We start from the raw sequence: 17,302 nt of genomic DNA on the forward strand, positions 1-17,302 counted from the left end.
CGCTGCCGGTGGTGTCGTCACGGGCGGGGGAGAGCCGCCTCGATCAGCGCGTTCTGCTCGACCTCGTGCATCTTCGCCGAGCCGACCGCCGGGGCGGCGGCGGCCGGCCGGGAGATGCGGCGCAGCCGGACCTCGGGCAGGTGCTCCAGCAGGTTGAGCGCGACGAACGACCAGGCCCCCTGGTTGGCGGGCTCCTCCTGGACCCAGGCGAAGTCCTCGGCGTTCGGGTACTGCGCCAGCGCGGCCCGGACCTCCTCGACGGGCAGCGGGTAAAGCTGCTCCATCCGGATGATCGCGGTGTCGGTGACGCCCCGTTCCTGCCGGGCCTGGAACAGGTCGTAGTAGACCTTGCCCGAGCAGAGCAGCACCCGCTTGACCTGCTCCGGCGCCGGACCCGCGGTGTCGGCCAGCACCGGGGAGAACGTCCCGGTGGTGAAGTCCTCCACCGGCGACACGCAGAGCTTGTGCCGCAGCAGCGACTTCGGCGTGAACACCACCAGCGGCTTGCGCTTGGGCGACAGGGCCTGGCGGCGCAGCAGGTGGAAGTAGTTCGCCGGGGTGGTCGGGACGGCCACCCGCATGTTGTCCTCGGCGCAGAGCTGGAGGAACCGCTCCGGGCGGCCGGAGGTGTGGTCCGGGCCCTGGCCCTCGTGGCCGTGCGGGAGCAGCAGGGTCACCGCGGAGCGCTGACCCCACTTCACCTCGCCGGAGGAGATGAACTCGTCGATCACCGACTGGGCGCCGTTGACGAAGTCACCGAACTGGGCCTCCCAGGCCACCAGCGCGTTGATGTTCTCCACCGAGTAGCCGTACTCGAAGCCCATGGCCGCGTACTCGGAGAGCAGCGAGTCGTGGACGAAGAAGCGCGACCGCTCGCCGTCGGCGGTGAACGACTTCAGCGGCAGGTAGTCCTCGCCGGTCTTGGCGTCCACCACCGAGGCGTGCCGCTGGACGAACGTGCCGCGGCGCGAGTCCTGCCCGGCGAGCCGGACCGTGACGCCGTCGTGCAGCAGCGTGCCGAACGCGATGATCTCGGCGAAGCCCCAGTCGATGCCGCCCTCGACGGACATCTTGCGACGCCGTTCCAGCAGCTGCTGGATCCGCTTGTGCGGGGTGAAGCCCTCGGGCAGGTTGACGTGCGCCTCGCCGATCGCCTTGACGACCGCGGCGTCGGTGGCGGTGTCGACCTGCGGCTCCGGCTCGTCCTCGCGCGCCGGGCGGCTGAGCTGACGTGGGGTGGTCGCGGCGTCCCGGGTGGCCTTGAAGACCCGCTCGAGCTGCCCCTGGTAGTCGCGCAGCAGCTCCTCCGCGTCCTCCACGGTGATGTCGCCGCGCCCGATCAGCTCCTCGGTGTAGAGCTTGCGGACCGACCGCTTCGAGTCGATGATCTTGTACATGGCCGGGTTGGACATCGACGGGTCGTCGCCCTCGTTGTGCCCGCGCCGGCGGTAGCAGACCATGTCGATCACGACGTCCTTGTTGAACGCCTGCCGGTACTCGAACGCGAGCCGGGCCACGCGGACCACGGCCTCCGGGTCGTCGCCGTTCACGTGGAAGATCGGCGCCTGGATCATCCGGGCCACGTCCGTGCTGTAGAGGCTGGACCGGCTGTACTCCGGGGCGGTGGTGAAGCCGACCTGGTTGTTGACCACCACGTGCACCGTGCCGCCGGTGCGGTAGCCGCGTAGCTGGGAGAGGTTGAGCGTCTCGGCGACCACGCCCTGGCCGGCGAAGGCGGCGTCACCGTGCACCGCCAGCGGCAGCACGGTGTAGCCCTCCAGCTTGAGGTCGATGCGGTCCTGCTTGGCCCGGACGATGCCCTCCAGCACCGGGTCCACGGCCTCCAGGTGCGACGGGTTCGCCACCACCGACACCTTGACCGCGTGCTCGCCGTCCGGGGTGGAGAACTTGCCGTTCTGGCCGAGGTGGTACTTCACGTCGCCCGAGCCCTGCGTGGACCGCGGGTCGAGGTGCCCCTCGAACTCGGAGAAGATCTTCTCGTACGGCTTGCCGACGATGTTCGCCAGTACGTTGAGCCGGCCGCGGTGGGCCATGCCGATGACGACCTCGTCCAGCCCGGCCTCGGCGGAGCACTCCAGCACCTCGCCGAGCAGCGGGATCAGCGACTCGCCGCCCTCCAGCGAGAAGCGCTTCTGGCCGACGTACTTGGTCTGCAGGAACGTCTCGAACGCCTCGGCGGCGTTGAGCCGGTTCAGCACGTGCTTCTGCTCGTCGGAGCTGGGCTTCTCGTACTTGCGCTCGACCCGCTCCTGGATCCAGCGCCGCTCCTCCGGGTCCTGGATGTGCATGTACTCGATGCCGACCCGGCGGCAGTACGAGTCGCGCAGCGCACCGAGGATCGAGCGCAGCTTCATCCGCTGCTGGCCGGCGAAGCCGTTGACCGGGAAGACGCGGTCGAGATCCCAGAGCGTGAGCCCGTGCTGGAGCACGTCCAGGTCCGGGTGCTTACGGATCTTGAACTCCAGCGGGTCGGTGTCGGCCATCAGGTGGCCGCGCACCCGGTACGCGTGGATCAGCTCGTGGACCCGCGCGGTCTTGTTGATCTGGCCCTCGCTGTCGACGGCCACGTCGCGCATCCAGCGCACCGGCTCGTACGGGATCCGCAGCGAGGTGAAGATGCCGTCGTAGAAGCCCCGCTCGCCGAGCAGCAGCTCGTGCATGACCTTCAGGAACTCGCCGGACTGCGCGCCCTGGATGATCCGGTGGTCGTACGTGCTGGTCAGCGTGAGGACCTTGCTGACCGCGTTCTCGGCCAGGGTGGCCTCGCTCATGCCCTGGTAGGGGGCCGGGTATTCCATCGCGCCGACGCCGATGATGGCGCTCTGCCCCTGCATCAGGCGCGGGATCGAGTGCACGGTGCCGATGCCGCCCGGGTTGGTCAGCGAGATCGTGGTGCCGGAGTAGTCCTCCATGGTCAGTTCGTTACGGCGGGCGCGCCGGACCACGTCCTCGTACGCCTGCCAGAACTGCCGGAAGTCCATCTGCTCGCAGCCCTTGATGGACGGCACCACCAGGTTGCGCGAGCCGTCCGGCTTGACCAGGTCGATCGCGATGCCCAGGTTGACGTGCTCCGGGCGGACCATCGCCGGCTTGCCGTCGACCTCGGCGAAGGAGTTGTTCACCTCCGGGTGCTCGACGACCGCGCGGACGAGCGCGTACCCGATCAGGTGGGTGAAGCTGACCTTGCCACCGCGCCCGCGGGCCAGGTGGTTGTTGATCACGATGCGATTGTCGACGAGCAGCTTGGCCGGGACGGCGCGCACGCTCGTGGCGGTCGGGACGGCGAGCGACGCGTCCATGTTCTGCACGATCTTGGCGGCGACGCCGCGCAGCGGCGTGGTGCCCGCGGCGCTCGCGGTCGGCGCCTTGGCGGCCGGCTTGGCCGGGACGGACTTCTTGGCCGGTTCGGGCGCCTTCGCCGCCGGCTTGGCGGCGGGCTTGGCCGGGGCCGGCTTGGCCGCGGTGGGCTCGGTCTTGGCGGCCTTCGGCTCGGTCCTGGTGGCCTTCGGCTCGGCCTTGGCGGGCTGCTCGGTGACGGTGGCCACGGCCTCCTGCTGTTCGGCCGGCTCCGGCTTCGCGGCCGGCTCGGCCTGCCCGTCCGGGTGCGGTGTGGCGGCGCCCGGGGCCGGCCGGTAGTCGGCGAAGAAGTCGTGCCAGGCCGAATCGACGCTCGAGGGGTCGGCGAGGTAACGCTGGTACATCTCCTCGACGATCCACTCGTTCGGGCCGAAACCCGCCAGTGGGTTCTCCTGCGAAGTCTGCTGGGTCGACACGGCCGCTAATCGCCTCTTTCACGCGGTTGTGAATGTCACGGTGGCCCCCGGTGACCCCCGGTTGCCGACGCTGGGTAAACCGATGCCAAGGCTACGCCGTGCGCTTCGCGCAGGCATTCTCGCCTCCGGCTGGTGGTCCGTTTCACAGAAGATGCCAGAAGTTCGGCAGACGCTGCGTGATCCGCCGACTCCTGCTACGGCGCGACCCCGGCCGATGACGTCCGTCACCGACCGGGGTCCGTCCCCGACCCGAGGTCAGGAGATGTCGCGCTTGCGGATCGTGGCCACGCCGATCGCGCCGGCCACCACCGCGTACCCGATCAGCACCAGGGCGCCGGCCCACTGCGGCGGGTTGCCCGGGATGTCGGTGTCGCCGCCCACCATCAGGCCGGAGGCCAGCGACGGGACCAGCAACTGCAGCTTGTTGATCCAGTCGCCGTACCGCGAGGCGAGCAGGCTGAGGACGATGACCGCGCCGATCGCGCCGCCCAGATAGAACAGGATGCCGGTCACCGTGGCGCCGATCTGGCTGCGGATCAGCACGCCGAGCCCGACGCCGAGCACCGACCACAGCAGGTAGGCCAGGCCGTTGAGCGCGATCGCCCGCCAGATCGCCCCGCTGCCGAGCTGCGAGCCGACGTCCACCGAGTTGAGGATCAGCGGCGCGGTGACCAGGTTCAGCACTGTGGTGACGAGCCAGAACAGCAGCGCCAGCACGCCGGCCGCGACCAGCTTGGCCAGCATCACCGCGCTGCGGTGCGGCGCGGTGAGGAACGTGGTGGTCACCGTCTGGTGGAAGAACTCGCTGGTCACCACCACGATGCCGAGCAGCAGCACGATGAGCAGGCCGAAGAACTGGCCGTTGGTGTAGAGGTTGGCCGCCAGATTGTCGGCGGCCGAGACGGCCTGCAACTGGTCGGACTGGTCGGCCGGCACCTCGCCGAAGTCCCCACCGGCCAGCGCCTCGGTCTGCAACCAGTTGAAGAACAGCGTGAGCGCCCACAGCGCCAGGCTGATCAGCCCGAAGATCCACCAGGTGCTGGTGGTACGGATCTTGAGCAGTTCGGATCGGACAAGCGTCATCGGATCTCCGCCTTTCCGGCCGTCAGCTCCAGGAAGACCCCTTCGAGGTCGGGGCGCTCGGTGGTCAGCTCGTGCAGCTCGACCTTGGCGGCCAGCGCGACCCGGCCCACGGTCGGCGCGTCCACGCCGCTGACCAGCAGCGCGCCGTTCGGGTCGGCGTCGACGGTGGCGGCCTGCTCGCGCAGCACCGCGGCCAGGTCGTCGGCCTGCGGGGTGCGCACCCGAACCCGGACGCCGTGCGTCATCGAGGCCATCACCTGGTCGACCGGGCCCTGCCGGATCAGCTTGCCGGCCGCGATGATGACCACGTCGTCGGCGAGCAGCTGCATCTCGGAGAGCAGGTGGCTGGAGACCAGCACCGTCCGTCCCTCGGCGGCCAGCCCCTTGAGGAAGCCGCGCATCCAGCGAATGCCCTCCGGGTCCAGGCCGTTGGCCGGCTCGTCCAGGATCAGCACCTGCGGGTTGCCGAGCATCGCGGCGGCGATGCCGAGTCGCTGCTTCATGCCCAGCGAGTAGCCCTTGAACTTGCGCTTCGCCGCGGGCGAGAGCCCGACCAGGGCGAGTGCCTCGTCGGCGCGCTCCTTCGGCAGGCCCGCCGCCGCGCAGATCACCCGCAGGTGGTTGATGCCGGTGCGGCCCTTGTGCGCGCTGGACGCCTCCAGCACCGCGCCCACCGTACGCAGCGGGTCGGGCAGGTCGGCGTAGCGGCTGCCGCCGACGGTGGCCGTGCCGGCGCTCGGCGTCACCAGGTTGAGCAGCATGCGCAGCGTGGTCGTCTTACCGGCGCCGTTCGGGCCGAGGAAGCCGGTGACCCGGCCCGGCTCGACGGTGAACGACAGGTTGTCCACCGCGCGCACGTTCTTGTATTGCTTGGTCAGGCCGGACACGGTGATCTGGCCGGTCCCGGCACTGGGGCGTGGCTGCCCGTCGGACATCATTCTCCTCTCCTGCCCCGGCGGGCTCGACGCGCGCCGGCGGGGGCGCCGTTGCGGGGGCGTCCCGCAACAGCCTTCCAACCCGGCGCAAGGGGGTCAATCAGGCGGGACGCGTACGCGCCGTCCTCCTCAGGGAGGAGATCAAGCGGTCGGCAACGCCACCCAGGTGGCCCGGGCGCGGCCGAGCAACGCGCCGTCCGCACCGTACAGGCTGGTGTGCACCTCGGCCCTGCGTCCTTCGGAACCGACCGCGATGCCCGTCACCACGCACTCGTCGCCGGGCCGCGGCAACGCCGTGACCTGCGCGGCGATCCTTCCCAGCACGTACGGCCGGCCGGGCGCGAGCACCGCCCAGCCACCCGGGCAGTCCAGCGCCGCCCACACCGTCGCGGGCACCACGGCGGCCGGCGCGCGGAACGGCGCGGCGGTCCGCCCGTCCGGCAGCCGCCCGGGGAAGATCCGCAGCCCGTCCGGGTTCGCCGGGCCGCAGACGTAGCAGCGGGGGAACGGGTGGTCGACCAGGCCCGGGTACGCCCGCGCGGCCTCCGCCGCCGTCGCCGGGTCCACCGGTGGCACCACCGCGTCGACCGGCTCGACCCGGCGTACCTGGGCGACCAGGTGTCCGTCCGGGTCGCGTACCTCGCCGTCGGCGGCGGCCAGCGGGGTGTCCAGCGGCGGCGGCCGGCGCAACGTGACCTCCACCGGGCCCCGGTCGTCGATCAGCGCGGCGAAGATCCCGGCGCTCCAGCCGCCGTTGCCGGAGCCGTCCGGCCCCTGGAAGCGGGCCTCGACCAGCATGTGCACCTCCGGGTTCCCGCCGCCGGCGCCGTCGCGGGCGGTCCGCCCGGCAGCCTCGCACACGCCGGACCCGTCCCGGCCGTCCCGGTTCGCACGCCGCCGCCGACCGGCGTTCACCGGATCGACACCCCTCATCCCGTCCGGTGGCAACCCGCGGCACCTACACAGGAGTCATGGCCGTTCTGCACGCCGCTGGCGCACCGCTTACGACCAGCGGTTACACCCTGCTGATCGCCGACGACCCGACACTGGTCGCGGCCGCGCAACGCCTGCGCCACGAGGTGTTCGCCGGCGAACTCGGCGCCACCCTGCCGACCGCCGCCACCGGGCTCGACACCGACGGATTCGACGCGTACTGCGACCACCTGGTGGTGCTCCACGAGGGGACCGGGGATGTCGTCGGCACGTACCGGCTGCTGCCGCCCGGCCGCACCGACCGCCGGTACGCCGACGCCGAGTTCGACCTGGGCCCGCTGGCCCCGCTGCGCGACGACCTGGTCGAGGCGGGCCGCTCCTGCGTCCACCCGGACCACCGCACCGGTGCCGTGATCAACCTGATGTGGGCCGGGATCTGCCGCTACCTGCACCTGCGCGGCGCCCGCTGGCTCGGTGGCTGCGCCTCGGTGCCGGTCACCGACGGCGGGACGGCCGCCGCGCAGGTGTGGGCCGAGGTCACCGCCCGGCACCTCGCCCCGCCGCTGCTGCGGGTCACCCCGCGTCGGCCCTGGTTCGCCGAGGCGCCCGCCGCCGACCTCGCCGCGCTCACCCCGGCGCAGCGCCGGGCGCTCGTGCCGCCGCTGCTGCGCGGCTACCTGCGGCTGGGCGCGTGGGTGGCCGGCGAGCCCGCGTACGATCCGGACTTCGGCTGCGCCGACTTCTACGTGCTGTTCTCCCTGGACCGGATGAACCCGCGCTACCTGCGGCACTTCCTCGGCGGGGCCGGGTCGTGACCATCGCCACCGCCGGGCTGTGGGCGGCCGGTCCGGATGCCGGGGAGGGCCTGTGGCGGCCCACCTCGGGTTGCGGGCCGGACTGTCTTCCGGCGCCGGCCGCCCCGGACGTGTCGTGGCTTCGCCGGGCGGGCCGGCTGCTCGGCGTACTCGGCATGCTCCTGGCCGGGACGGGCCTGGCCGCGCTGCTGCCGGTGCTGCCCGCCGCCCGGGGTCGGGCCGCGTTGGGCGGCTGGGCGCTGTGGACGCTGCGAGCCCTCGGGGTGCGGCTGCTGGTCCGCGGCCGGGTGCCGCGCGGGCGGGCGCTGCTGGTCGCGAACCACGTGTCCTGGCTGGACGTCCTGGCGGTGCTCGCCGTGTCGCCGGCCCGGATGCTGGCGAAGCGTGAGGTCCGGAGCTGGCCGCTGGTGGGCGCTCTGGCCGCCGCGGCGGGCACCGTCTTCGTGGACCGGTCCCGGCCGCGTGACCTGCCGGGCACCGTCGCGTCGGTGGCCGGCGTGCTGCGGTCCGGGCGGTCGGTGGCGGTGTTCCCGGAGGGGACGACCTGGTGCGGGGCCGCGACTGACTGCCGCCCGGCCCGCGGCTTCCGCCCGGCGATGTTCGAGGCCGCCGTGGCGGCGGGCGCGCCGGTGGTGCCGTTGCGCCTCCGCTACCGGTACGCGGGCGACCCGAGCACGTTGCCCGCCTTCCTCGGCGAGGAGACGCTGTGGGCGTCGGTACGCCGGGTGCTCGCCGCCCGGGAGCTGACCGTGACGGTGGGGGTGAGCGCCGCGCTGCACCCGGCGCCCGGTGCGGACCGCAGGGCGCTGGCCCGGGTCGCCGAGGCCGCGATCCACCCGTCCGCTCGACCTCTGCTCGCGACCCAGCTCGACCTGATGGCCTGACCCGCAGGCCGTCAGGGACGCGACATAGTCGCGATAGTGTCTTGTTGAGTCGCGATGTATCGCGTTATGCTCCTCGCAACACCTGGCGGGCCGGCGATCGGCACGCCGACGAGGGGAGCGCGCCATGGTCAGTTGGACGGTGGAGAGCCCGCAGCGGATCACGCTGGACGAGCCGATCACGCGGCTCGACGCCGAGCTGATCAGCGGCCGGCTCAACGTGGTCGGCGCGGACGGTCCGGCCCGGGTCGACGTGACCCGGATCAGCGACCGGCCGCTCCTCGTCGAGGTACGGGACGGGCGGCTGACGATCCGGCACAAGCGCAAGCCCGGCTGGCTCGGCCGCTTCTCCTGGTTCGGCAACCGGATCCGGGCCGAGGTGTCGGTCGCGGTCCCGCCGGACGTGCTCGCCACCCTGTCGGTGGTCAGCGGCGCGCTCGTCGCCTCCGGGCTGCGCCGGGAGACCCGGGTCGACGTCACCTCCGGGCAGGTCACGCTGCGCGGGCTGCGGGGGCGCACCAGCGCGAAGGTCGCCTCCGGGCCGGTCGAGGCGCTCGGCATCGGCGGCGACCTGGAGCTGGAGACGGTCTCCGGTGAGCTGGTCCTCGCCGACAGCGCGCCCGACCGGGTCCGCGCCCACGCCGTCTCCGGCTCGATCACCTGCGACCTGGACAACCCGAGCGACAGCGACATCCGGCTCAGCGCCATCTCCGGCAGCATCACCGTGCGGGTCCGCGAGGACAGTGACCTCACCGTGCACCTGCACACCACGGCGGGCCGGATCACCAGCGGCTTCCCGCAGGTGGGCGGCGGTCAGCGCGGGCTGGGCTCGATCAGGGACAGTCACGGCGTGCTCGGCGGGGGTACGGGTAGGCTCTGGGCCTCCGCGACCTCCGGCAGCATCGCGCTGCTCGCCCGCCCGGTCGCGCCCGCCGACCATGTGGAGGACGTGCCGTGACCGCCGTGTTCAGCCACGGCCGGCTCCGGCTCTACCTCCTGAAGCTGCTCGACGACGGTCCGAAGCACGGCTACGAGCTGATCCGTCTGCTGGAGGAGCGCTTCCTCGGCCTGTACGCGCCCAGCGCCGGCACCATCTACCCGCGGCTGCAGCGGCTGGAGGCGGAAGGGCTGGTCACGCACACCGCCGCGGGCGGGCGCAAGGTCTACGAGATCACCGACGCGGGCCGCGCCGAACTGCGGCAGCGCGCCGACGAGCTGTCGACGCTGGAGAACGACATCGGCGCCGCCGTCGAGGATCTCTCCGCGCTGGCCGGGGAGATCCGCACCGAGGTACGCGGATCGGTGCGCGACCTGAAGCGCGAGCTGCGCGAGGTGGCCCGGCAGACCCGGCAGAGCGGCTGGACGGCGTCCGCCACCACCCGGCCGGCCCACAGCGGGGGACCGGCCCGCCCGGACGAGTCGCCGCTGCTCGCCGACTTCGACCAGCGGCTCGCCGCGTTCACCGTCGAGGTCGGGGCGCTGGTCCGGGCCCGGCGGCTCAGCGACAACCAGCTCCGTACCGCGATCCGGCTGCTCGACGGCGCGCTGGAGGGGCTGCGGCGGCTGCTCCGCTGATCTCACAGGTTGTTTCCAGGCGGCACCCAGCGCGGTGGCAGCCGGAGCACGGATGATGGGTGCCATGGCGGCTACCCAGACCGAGGCCCGGCTTCTCGTCGTCGAGGACGATCCCAACATCCTCGAACTGCTCTCCGCGAGCCTGCGCTTCGCGGGCTTCGACGTGGCCACCGCGACCAGCGGCAGCGCCGCCCTCAACGCCGCCAAGGACCACCGGCCCGACCTGGTGGTGCTCGACGTGATGCTGCCCGACCTGGACGGCTTCGAGGTCATCCGGATGCTGCGCGAGGGCGGTACGCGTACCCCGGTGGTGTTCCTGACCGCGCGCGACGCCACCGACGACAAGATCCGTGGGCTCACCCTGGGCGGCGACGACTACGTCACCAAGCCGTTCAGCCTGGAGGAGCTGACCGCCCGGATCCGGGCCGTGCTGCGGCGTACCGCGACCGGCGAGCAGACCCCGTCCCGCCTCACCTTCGCCGACCTGGAGCTGGACGAGGAGACGCACGAGGTGCACCGGGCCGGTCAGCGGGTGCAGCTGTCGCCGACCGAGTTCAAGCTGCTGCGCTACCTGATGCTCAACGCCAACCGGGTGCTCAGCAAGGCACAGATCCTCGACCACGTCTGGAACTACGACTTCCGCGGTGACGACAACATCGTCGAGTCGTACATCTCCTATCTGCGGCGCAAGGTCGACAACACCCAGCCCCGGCTGATCCACACGCTCCGGGGAGTCGGCTACGTGCTCCGCAAGCCGGCGGCGTGAACGTCGTCCACGACGCGAAGGGCAGGCTGCGCAGCGTCCCGCTCCGGCTGAAGCTGGTCGCCGCGGTCCTCGCGCTCGTGGCCGTGGCACTGGTGGTGATCAGCGGTCTGACGGCGTTCCTGCTGCGCAACTATCTGATCGGGCAGGCCGACGACCAGCTCCGCGGCGGCGCGCTCACGGTGGCCAACACGCTCGACAAGGCCGACGGCGGACCGATCAAGATCACCATTCCGTCGGACTACGTGGCGTCGACGATCGCGCCGGGCAAGCTGCCGGAGGGGCCGTTCCGCTACGAGGGGCTGCGCGACGAGGAGCTGCCCCGGTTCCCCGTCGACTACGCCGGCTACCGGGACCGGGTGGGCGACCCGTTCACCGTGCGCTCCGAGGACGGCCGCAGCCGGTGGCGGATGCTCTACACCGACCTGCCCGACGGGCGGATCATCGCGTTCGCGCAGCACCTCACCGGCGTCGACTCCGCCGTCCGGCAGCTGGTCTGGATAGACCTGCTGGTCGGTGGCGCGGTGCTGATCTCGCTGGCGTCGGTGGGCGCCGGGATCGTCCGTACCAGCCTGAAGCCGCTCGTGGAGATAGAGCGTACGGCGGCGGCCATCGCCGGCGGTGACCTGACCCGGCGGGTGCCCGACCCGGAGATGGGGCGGCCGTGCCCCACCTCGGAGCTGGGCCGCCTGTCCCGGGCGCTGAACGCCATGCTCGCGCAGATCGAGGCCGCGTTCACCGCACGGGCGGCCTCCGAGGCGGCGGCGCGCAGCGCGGAGATGGGCGCCCGGGACGCCGCCGTGTACGCGCAGGCGTCGGAGGCGCGGGCCCGCCGGTCCGAGGAGCGGATGCGGCAGTTCATCGCCGACGCCTCGCACGAGCTGCGCACGCCGCTGACCACGATCCGGGGCTTCGCCGAGCTGTACCGGCAGGGCGCGGCGCGGGCGCCGGAGCAGACCGCCGACCTGCTGCGCCGCATCGAGGAGGAGGCGTCCCGGATGGGGCTGCTGGTGGAGGACCTGCTGCTGCTGGCACGGATGGACCGGGAACGGCCGATCGCGTTGAGCCCGGTCGAGCTGCCGGTGCTGGCCTCCGACGCGGTCGAGGCGGCCCGGGTGGTCGACCCGGACCGGCGGATCGAGCTGGAGCGGCAGCCGGACGCCGGCCCGCTGGTCGTGCTCGGCGACGACGCCCGGCTGCGCCAGGTGATCGGCAACCTGATGACGAACGCGCTCACCCACACCCCGCCGGACGCGGCGGTGCGGCTGCGGCTGCGGGCGGAGCAGGGCGACATCGCGGTGGTGGAGGTGGCGGACACCGGCCCCGGGCTGACGCCGGAGCAGGCCGAGCGGGTCTTCGAGCGGTTCTACCGGGTGGACGCCGCGCGTACCCGACGGGCCGGTGGACCGATCAGCACCGGCCTCGGCCTGGCCATCGTGGCCGCGCTCGTCGCCGCGCACCACGGCACCGTCGAGGTGGCAGAGACGCCGGGTGGCGGGGCGACGTTCCGGGTGAAGCTGCCGTTGTTGCCCGAGGCGCCCGAGCCGGGCGAGTGACGTTCAGAAACCTTCCAGGCGGATTCCAGGCTGGTGACAGTGCCACGGGGAAAGCTGGTGACATGACCGACCACGAGACCGATCCGCAGCGGTCGCCGGCCCCCGCCGACGCCGAGCCGTCGCACCGCACCGCCGAGCTGCCCCGCGTCGCGAGCGGGACGTCGGACTCCTCCAGCACCCCGGCCGCGGCGTCGGTTCCGGCCTCGGGGCAGCCGCAGCAGCCCCACCCCTGGTACGGGCAGCAGCACCAGCAGGGCGGCTGGAACCAGCAGGCCGCCGGCTACCCGACCACACAGCACGGCGCAACGCAGCACGGTGGACCGGTGCCGTCGTACCAGACGCAGCAGGGCTACCAGTCGTACCAGCCCGGGCAGCCGATGCCGCAGTGGGGCCCGCAGCAGCCGCCGCGCCCCAGCCGGGCCGGGAAGTTCGTCGGTGCGGGCGCGCTGGCACTGGCGCTGATGTTCGGCTCCGGCGTCGCCGGTGGTGCGCTCGCCCTCGCGCTCGACGGGGACGGTCCCACCCGCACCTACTCGGCCGCCCCGGTGATCAACAGCGCGGACCTGCCCAAGATCGCGGCATCCGTCCAGGACAGCATCGTCACGATCATGACGGGCAGTGGTGAGGGCTCCGGGGTGATCCTCAGTGCCGACGGGTTCGTGCTGACCAACAACCACGTGGTCGCCGGCGCCGGCGGCGACACCGTCCGGGTGGTCTTCGCCGACGGCACGAGCGCGTCCGCCAAGATCGTCGGAACCGACCCGAAGACCGACCTCGCGGTCGTCCAGGCCAGCGGCGTGAGCGGCCTCAAGGCGGCGAAGTTCGGCGACAGTGACGCCATGCAGGTCGGAGACCAGGTGCTCGCCCTGGGCAGCCCGCTCGGCCTCCAGGGCTCGGTCACCGCCGGCATCCTCAGCGCCCGGGACCGCACCATCCAGGCGGGCAGCGGCCAGCAGAACCCGCAGGAGGGCGCCAGCTCGATCTCCGGCCTGCTCCAGACCGACGCACCGATCAACCCGGGCAACTCCGGCGGCGCGCTCGTCAACACCCGCGGCGAGGTGATCGGCATCAACACCGCCATCGCGACCGCCGGGCAGGGCAGCACCGGGAACATCGGCGTCGGCTTCGCCATCCCGAGCAACAAGGCCAAGGACGTGGCCGAGAAGCTCCAGCGCGGCGAGAAGGTCAGCCACCCCTCCCTCGGGGTGAGCGTGAACGGCGCCGAGGACGGCGGAGCGCTCGTCGCCGCCGTCACGCCCGGCAGCCCCGCCGAGAAGGCCGGGCTCCAGCGCGGCGACGTGATCACCAAGTTCGGCGACAAGGTGATCAACGACTCGAACGACCTGGTCGGCGCCGTGCAGGCCGGCAAGGTCGGTGACCGGGTCGAGGTGCAGTACAAGCGGAACGGATCCACCGAGAACGCAACGGTGACGCTCGCCGAGACGTCATAGTCCCGAGGACCTGCCTCCCTCCTGGGCGGCGGGTGACGGAGCCAAGGGGGTTGGCTCCGTCACCCGCCGCCCCTCCTCGTTTCTCACCCGGTGCGGGTGAGCGCGCCTCACCCGCACCGGCGGCAGGCTCGGCTGCATGACCACCACGTCCGCCGTGCGTACCGACCAGGAGATCCAGCGTGACGTCCTCGCCGAACTCGACTGGGACGCGCAGACCCGGGCCACCGAGGTCGGCGTGACCGTCGCGCGGGGTGTCGTCACGCTCACCGGCCAGGTGGACAGCTACGCCCGGCGGTGGGCCGTCGAGCGCTGCGCCCATCGGGTACGCGGCGTCCAAGCGGTCGCCAGTGACCTGGCGGTCGACCTGCCCGCCACGGACCTGCGTACCGACGCCGACATCGCGATCGCGGCGAGCCGGGCGCTGGAGTGGGACAGCTTCGTGCCCGCCGAGCGGCTGGACGTGACCGTCGCAGACGGCTGGGTGATGCTCCGGGGCGAGGTCGAGTTCGGCTTCCAGCGCCGTACCGCCGAGCGGGAACTGCGCCGGCTGCGCGGCGTACGCGGTGTGACGAACCTGGTCGAGGTGCGGCCCCCGGCCCCGCCGAGCGACGAGCAGAAGCGGCTCGACCTGCGCCGCCTGCTGCTGCGGCGTACCGGCACCGAGCGGATCGACGCCAGGGTCGACGGCGACACGGTGGTCCTCGACGGCGTCGTGGGTGCCTGGTGGCAGCGGGAGGACGCGGAACGGGCCGCCTGGGCGCTGCCCGGCGTACGGGAGGTGCACGTCGGGATCGTGGTGTCCGGCTGACCGGGCTGTCGTTTACCGCGGGCCGGGCCGGGAACCCGCGCGCAGCGGGGTACGCCGGGGACCGACGGGGAGGACTCGTGGCCGTGAACCAGCAGTCCTCGGAACGTGCGTGGTCCGCGCCGTTGCGGATCGCCATGGTGGTGCCACCGTGGCTGTCGGTGCCGCCACCCGGCTACGGCGGGCTGGAGACGGTGGTGGCGGGGCTCGTCGACGCGCTCGCCGACCGTGGGCACCGCGTCACGCTCTTCGGCGCCGGGACCGAGCACGGCACCGCCGCCGACTTCGTCTCCACCTGTGACGACCTCCAGTACGAGCGGATGGGCGAGTCGCTGCCCGAACTGGCGCACCTGGCCCACGTGGACCGCCTGGTCGACCCGGCCGGCTTCGACCTGATCCACGACCACACCACGATCGGCCCGATGGTGGCCGGCCGGCGCCGGGTGCCCACGGTGGCCACCGTGCACGGCAACCCGGTCGGCGAGTACGGCACGGTGCTCGGCAACACCGACCGGGGCGTGGGGCTGGTGGCGATCTCACACGCCCAGCGCCGCGCGAACCCGGGGCTGTCCTGGACCGGCACCGTGCACAACGCGATGCCGCTGCGGGACATCCCGCGCAAGCGCAGCCCGGGTGCGGGCCCGGTGCTCTGGCTGGCCCGGTTCAGCCCGGACAAGGGCCCGGACGTGGCGATCGCGGCCTGCCGGGCGGCCGGGCTACCACTGACGCTCGCGGGCAAGTGCAACGAGCCGGCCGAGCGCCGCTACCTGGAGCAGGTGGTCCGGCCGCTGCTCGGCGACGACGTCACGCCGGTGGTGAACGGGGACCGGGCGACCGCGCTGCGGCTGCTGCTGGACGCCCGCTGCCTGATCATGCCGATCCAGTGGGCGGAGCCGTTCGGCATGGTGATGGTGGAGGCGATGGCGACCGGTACGCCGGTGGTGGCGCTGGGCCGGGGCGCGGTGCCGGAGCTGGTCCGCGACGGGATCACCGGATTCGTCTGCGACCACCCGGGCGAGCTGCCGGCGGCGTTGCGGGCGGCGGCGGACCTGAACCCGGCGGACTGCGTCGCGCACGTGGCGGAGAACTTCTCGGTGGAGCGGATGGCCGCCGACTACGAGGCCGTCTACCGGGGCTTCCTCGCCGCGCGGGCGCCTGCACGAGCACCCCTGGCGGCGGCGCGCGCCGTCGCCGGCTGACCCGTCAGGTCTGCCCGGCCACGAGTTCCGCCGCGGCGGCGTCGAGTTGCCGCGCGTACCCGGGGCTGATGCTGCCCTCGCGGCGACGCTCGTCGATCTTGCCGCGGAGCCGGTCCACGGCGGCCGTCACCTCGTCCTCACCGGTCGCGGCGACCGCGTTGCGCAGCAGGTTGCGCAGGTCCACCCCGACGTCCTCGCGGATCTGGCCCTCGGTCAGCCCGGCGTCGATCAGCCCGTCCACCCGTTCGGCGGCGTCGGCCTGACCGGCGGCGGGCGGGCGGGCGCCGCCGGTCGGCGGCGGAGCCGTCGGCCCGGCGGGCGGCGTGGTGGCCGGCTGTCCGGTCACCTGTGGTTCGGCGGGCGACGGCTGCGCCGGCCCGGCGGTCGGCAGCCCCTGGGGACCGGCCGGCCGCTCGGGCGTCAGCGCGGGCGCCAGCAGCGCCGCCGCGGCGACCACAGTCACGCCGACGGCCGCCAGCGTGACTGTCCGGCGCCGTCCCGGCGCGGCAGCGGGGGTGCGCGCCGCCTCCGGAGCCGGGTTCGCAGCCGGACCGGCCGGCGGAGCCGGGTCGGCCGGGGGCGGGGAGGTCAGCGCGGGCAGCGTCATGGTCGGCGCCAGCATGGTGGCCGCCTGCGGGTCGGCGGGCAGCAGTTGGTCGCGCAGCACCGCGGCCACCCGGTGCGCGGTGGGTCGCCGGCGTGGGTCGCGGGCCAGGCAGCGCAGGCAGATGTCCGCGACCGGTGCGGGCAGTCCCGGCACGCCGTCCAGTGTGGGCTCCGGACAGTCCGCCAGCGCCGCGCCCAGTTGCTCCCAGGTCTCCGCCGGGTACGGCGGCTGCCCGGTCAGCGTCTCGAACAGCAGCACGCCGAGCGAGTACACGTCGGTGGCCGGCTGGGCGGGCGCGCCGTCGAGCCGTTCCGGGGCCACGTACGCGGGGGTGCCGAACGTGCCGCCGTCCTCGTCGTCGTCCGGCGTGCCGACCCGGGTGGCGATGCCGAAGTCGAGCACCTTCGCGCCGGTGCCGGTCATCATCACGTTGGCCGGAGTCACGTCGCGGTGCACGATGCCGAGCCGGTGTGCCGCGGCCAGCGCCTCGGCCACCTGCGCGCCGGTCTCCACCGCCGCCGGCCACGGCAGCGGCCCCTGGGTCAGCAGGTGTTCCAGCTCCTCGCCGCTGAGCAGTTCCATCACCACGAACGAGGTGATCGAGCCGTCCGGGGCCACCGTCTCGCCGTAGTCGTGCACGGCGGTGACGTGCGGATGGTCGAGCTGGGCGGCCGAGCGGGCCTCCTCGCGCACCATGTCGCGGAACCGCGCGTCGGCGGCGAGCGAGGGGGCGAGCACCTTCACCGCCACCACCCGGTCGAGCACCTCGTCGCGGGCACGCCAGATCACCGACATGCCACCGGCGCCGATCCGGTCGATGAGCCGGTACCGCCGGGCCAGCAGACGGCCGGTTTGGAATGTCGCCATCAGCTCGCACCTGCCTGGGCTCGGGAGCGCTATCAGGT

The 17,302-nt window shown here is 73.0% G+C and carries 14 protein-coding genes; 9 read left to right on the forward strand and 5 right to left on the reverse strand.

Annotated features, from left to right (window positions below; translation table 11 throughout):
• Positions 1-17: 17 nt before the first annotated feature.
• The 4 genes from C569_RS0105520 to C569_RS0105535 form a co-directional block, all read right to left on the reverse strand.
• Positions 18-3,794, reverse strand: coding sequence for a multifunctional oxoglutarate decarboxylase/oxoglutarate dehydrogenase thiamine pyrophosphate-binding subunit/dihydrolipoyllysine-residue succinyltransferase subunit (locus C569_RS0105520; RefSeq protein ID WP_018784798.1), 3,777 nt, complete (start codon positions 3,792-3,794; stop codon positions 18-20).
• Positions 3,795-4,049: 255 nt separating this feature from the next.
• On the reverse strand, positions 4,050-4,877 hold the full coding sequence (locus C569_RS0105525) for an ABC transporter permease (RefSeq protein WP_018784799.1): 828 nt from the start codon (positions 4,875-4,877) through the stop codon (positions 4,050-4,052).
• Positions 4,874-5,815 (reverse strand): ABC transporter ATP-binding protein, encoded by a 942-nt coding sequence (locus C569_RS0105530; RefSeq protein WP_018784800.1) that lies wholly within the window; start codon positions 5,813-5,815, stop codon positions 4,874-4,876. Before C569_RS0105530 ends, C569_RS0105525 begins: the two co-directional genes overlap by 4 nt.
• A 138-nt stretch (positions 5,816-5,953) precedes the next feature.
• Positions 5,954-6,610 (reverse strand): hypothetical protein, encoded by a 657-nt coding sequence (locus tag C569_RS0105535; protein ID WP_026267736.1) that lies wholly within the window; start codon positions 6,608-6,610, stop codon positions 5,954-5,956.
• 173 nt (positions 6,611-6,783) lie between these two features.
• On the opposite strand from C569_RS0105535, the gene C569_RS0105540 reads away from it, so the two are divergent.
• The 9 genes from C569_RS0105540 to C569_RS0105580 all read left to right on the forward strand — a co-directional run bounded on the left by C569_RS0105540 (position 6,784) and on the right by C569_RS0105580 (position 15,790).
• A complete protein-coding gene (locus C569_RS0105540) occupies positions 6,784-7,560 on the forward strand; it encodes a GNAT family N-acetyltransferase (protein ID WP_018784802.1) in 777 nt (258 codons plus the stop codon).
• Positions 7,557-8,444, forward strand: coding sequence for a 1-acyl-sn-glycerol-3-phosphate acyltransferase (locus tag C569_RS0105545; RefSeq protein ID WP_018784803.1), 888 nt, complete (start codon positions 7,557-7,559; stop codon positions 8,442-8,444). The genes C569_RS0105540 and C569_RS0105545 overlap by 4 nt, the downstream gene beginning before the upstream one ends.
• A 124-nt stretch (positions 8,445-8,568) precedes the next feature.
• A complete protein-coding gene (locus C569_RS0105550; RefSeq protein ID WP_018784804.1) occupies positions 8,569-9,399 on the forward strand; it encodes a DUF4097 family beta strand repeat-containing protein in 831 nt (276 codons plus the stop codon).
• On the forward strand, positions 9,396-10,016 hold the full coding sequence (locus C569_RS0105555) for a PadR family transcriptional regulator (protein ID WP_018784805.1): 621 nt from the start codon (positions 9,396-9,398) through the stop codon (positions 10,014-10,016). The genes C569_RS0105550 and C569_RS0105555 overlap by 4 nt, the downstream gene beginning before the upstream one ends.
• Positions 10,017-10,080: 64 nt before the next feature.
• Complete coding sequence (locus C569_RS0105560; protein WP_018784806.1) at positions 10,081-10,782, forward strand: response regulator transcription factor; 702 nt, start codon at positions 10,081-10,083, stop codon at positions 10,780-10,782.
• On the forward strand, positions 10,779-12,335 hold the full coding sequence (locus tag C569_RS0105565) for a cell wall metabolism sensor histidine kinase WalK (RefSeq protein WP_018784807.1): 1,557 nt from the start codon (positions 10,779-10,781) through the stop codon (positions 12,333-12,335). The genes C569_RS0105560 and C569_RS0105565 overlap by 4 nt, the downstream gene beginning before the upstream one ends.
• Positions 12,336-12,397: 62 nt before the next feature.
• The gene (locus C569_RS0105570) at positions 12,398-13,786 is read left to right on the forward strand and encodes a trypsin-like peptidase domain-containing protein (protein ID WP_018784808.1); all 1,389 of its coding nucleotides are present in this window, start codon (positions 12,398-12,400) and stop codon (positions 13,784-13,786) included.
• 136 nt (positions 13,787-13,922) lie between these two features.
• Complete coding sequence (locus tag C569_RS0105575; RefSeq protein ID WP_018784809.1) at positions 13,923-14,594, forward strand: BON domain-containing protein; 672 nt, start codon at positions 13,923-13,925, stop codon at positions 14,592-14,594.
• A gap of 77 nt (positions 14,595-14,671) precedes the next feature.
• On the forward strand, positions 14,672-15,790 hold the full coding sequence (locus C569_RS0105580) for a glycosyltransferase family 4 protein (protein ID WP_018784810.1): 1,119 nt from the start codon (positions 14,672-14,674) through the stop codon (positions 15,788-15,790).
• A gap of 4 nt (positions 15,791-15,794) precedes the next feature.
• Here the strand turns inward: C569_RS0105580 and C569_RS0105585 are convergent, their stop codons facing one another.
• Positions 15,795-17,264, reverse strand: a complete 1,470-nt coding sequence (locus tag C569_RS0105585) for a serine/threonine-protein kinase (RefSeq protein WP_018784811.1) — start codon at positions 17,262-17,264, stop codon at positions 15,795-15,797.
• Between the last annotated feature and the right edge of the window lie 38 nt (positions 17,265-17,302).

The organism is Micromonospora sp. CNB394 (assembly GCF_000374985.1).
Classification (GTDB): domain Bacteria; phylum Actinomycetota; class Actinomycetes; order Mycobacteriales; family Micromonosporaceae; genus Micromonospora; species Micromonospora marina.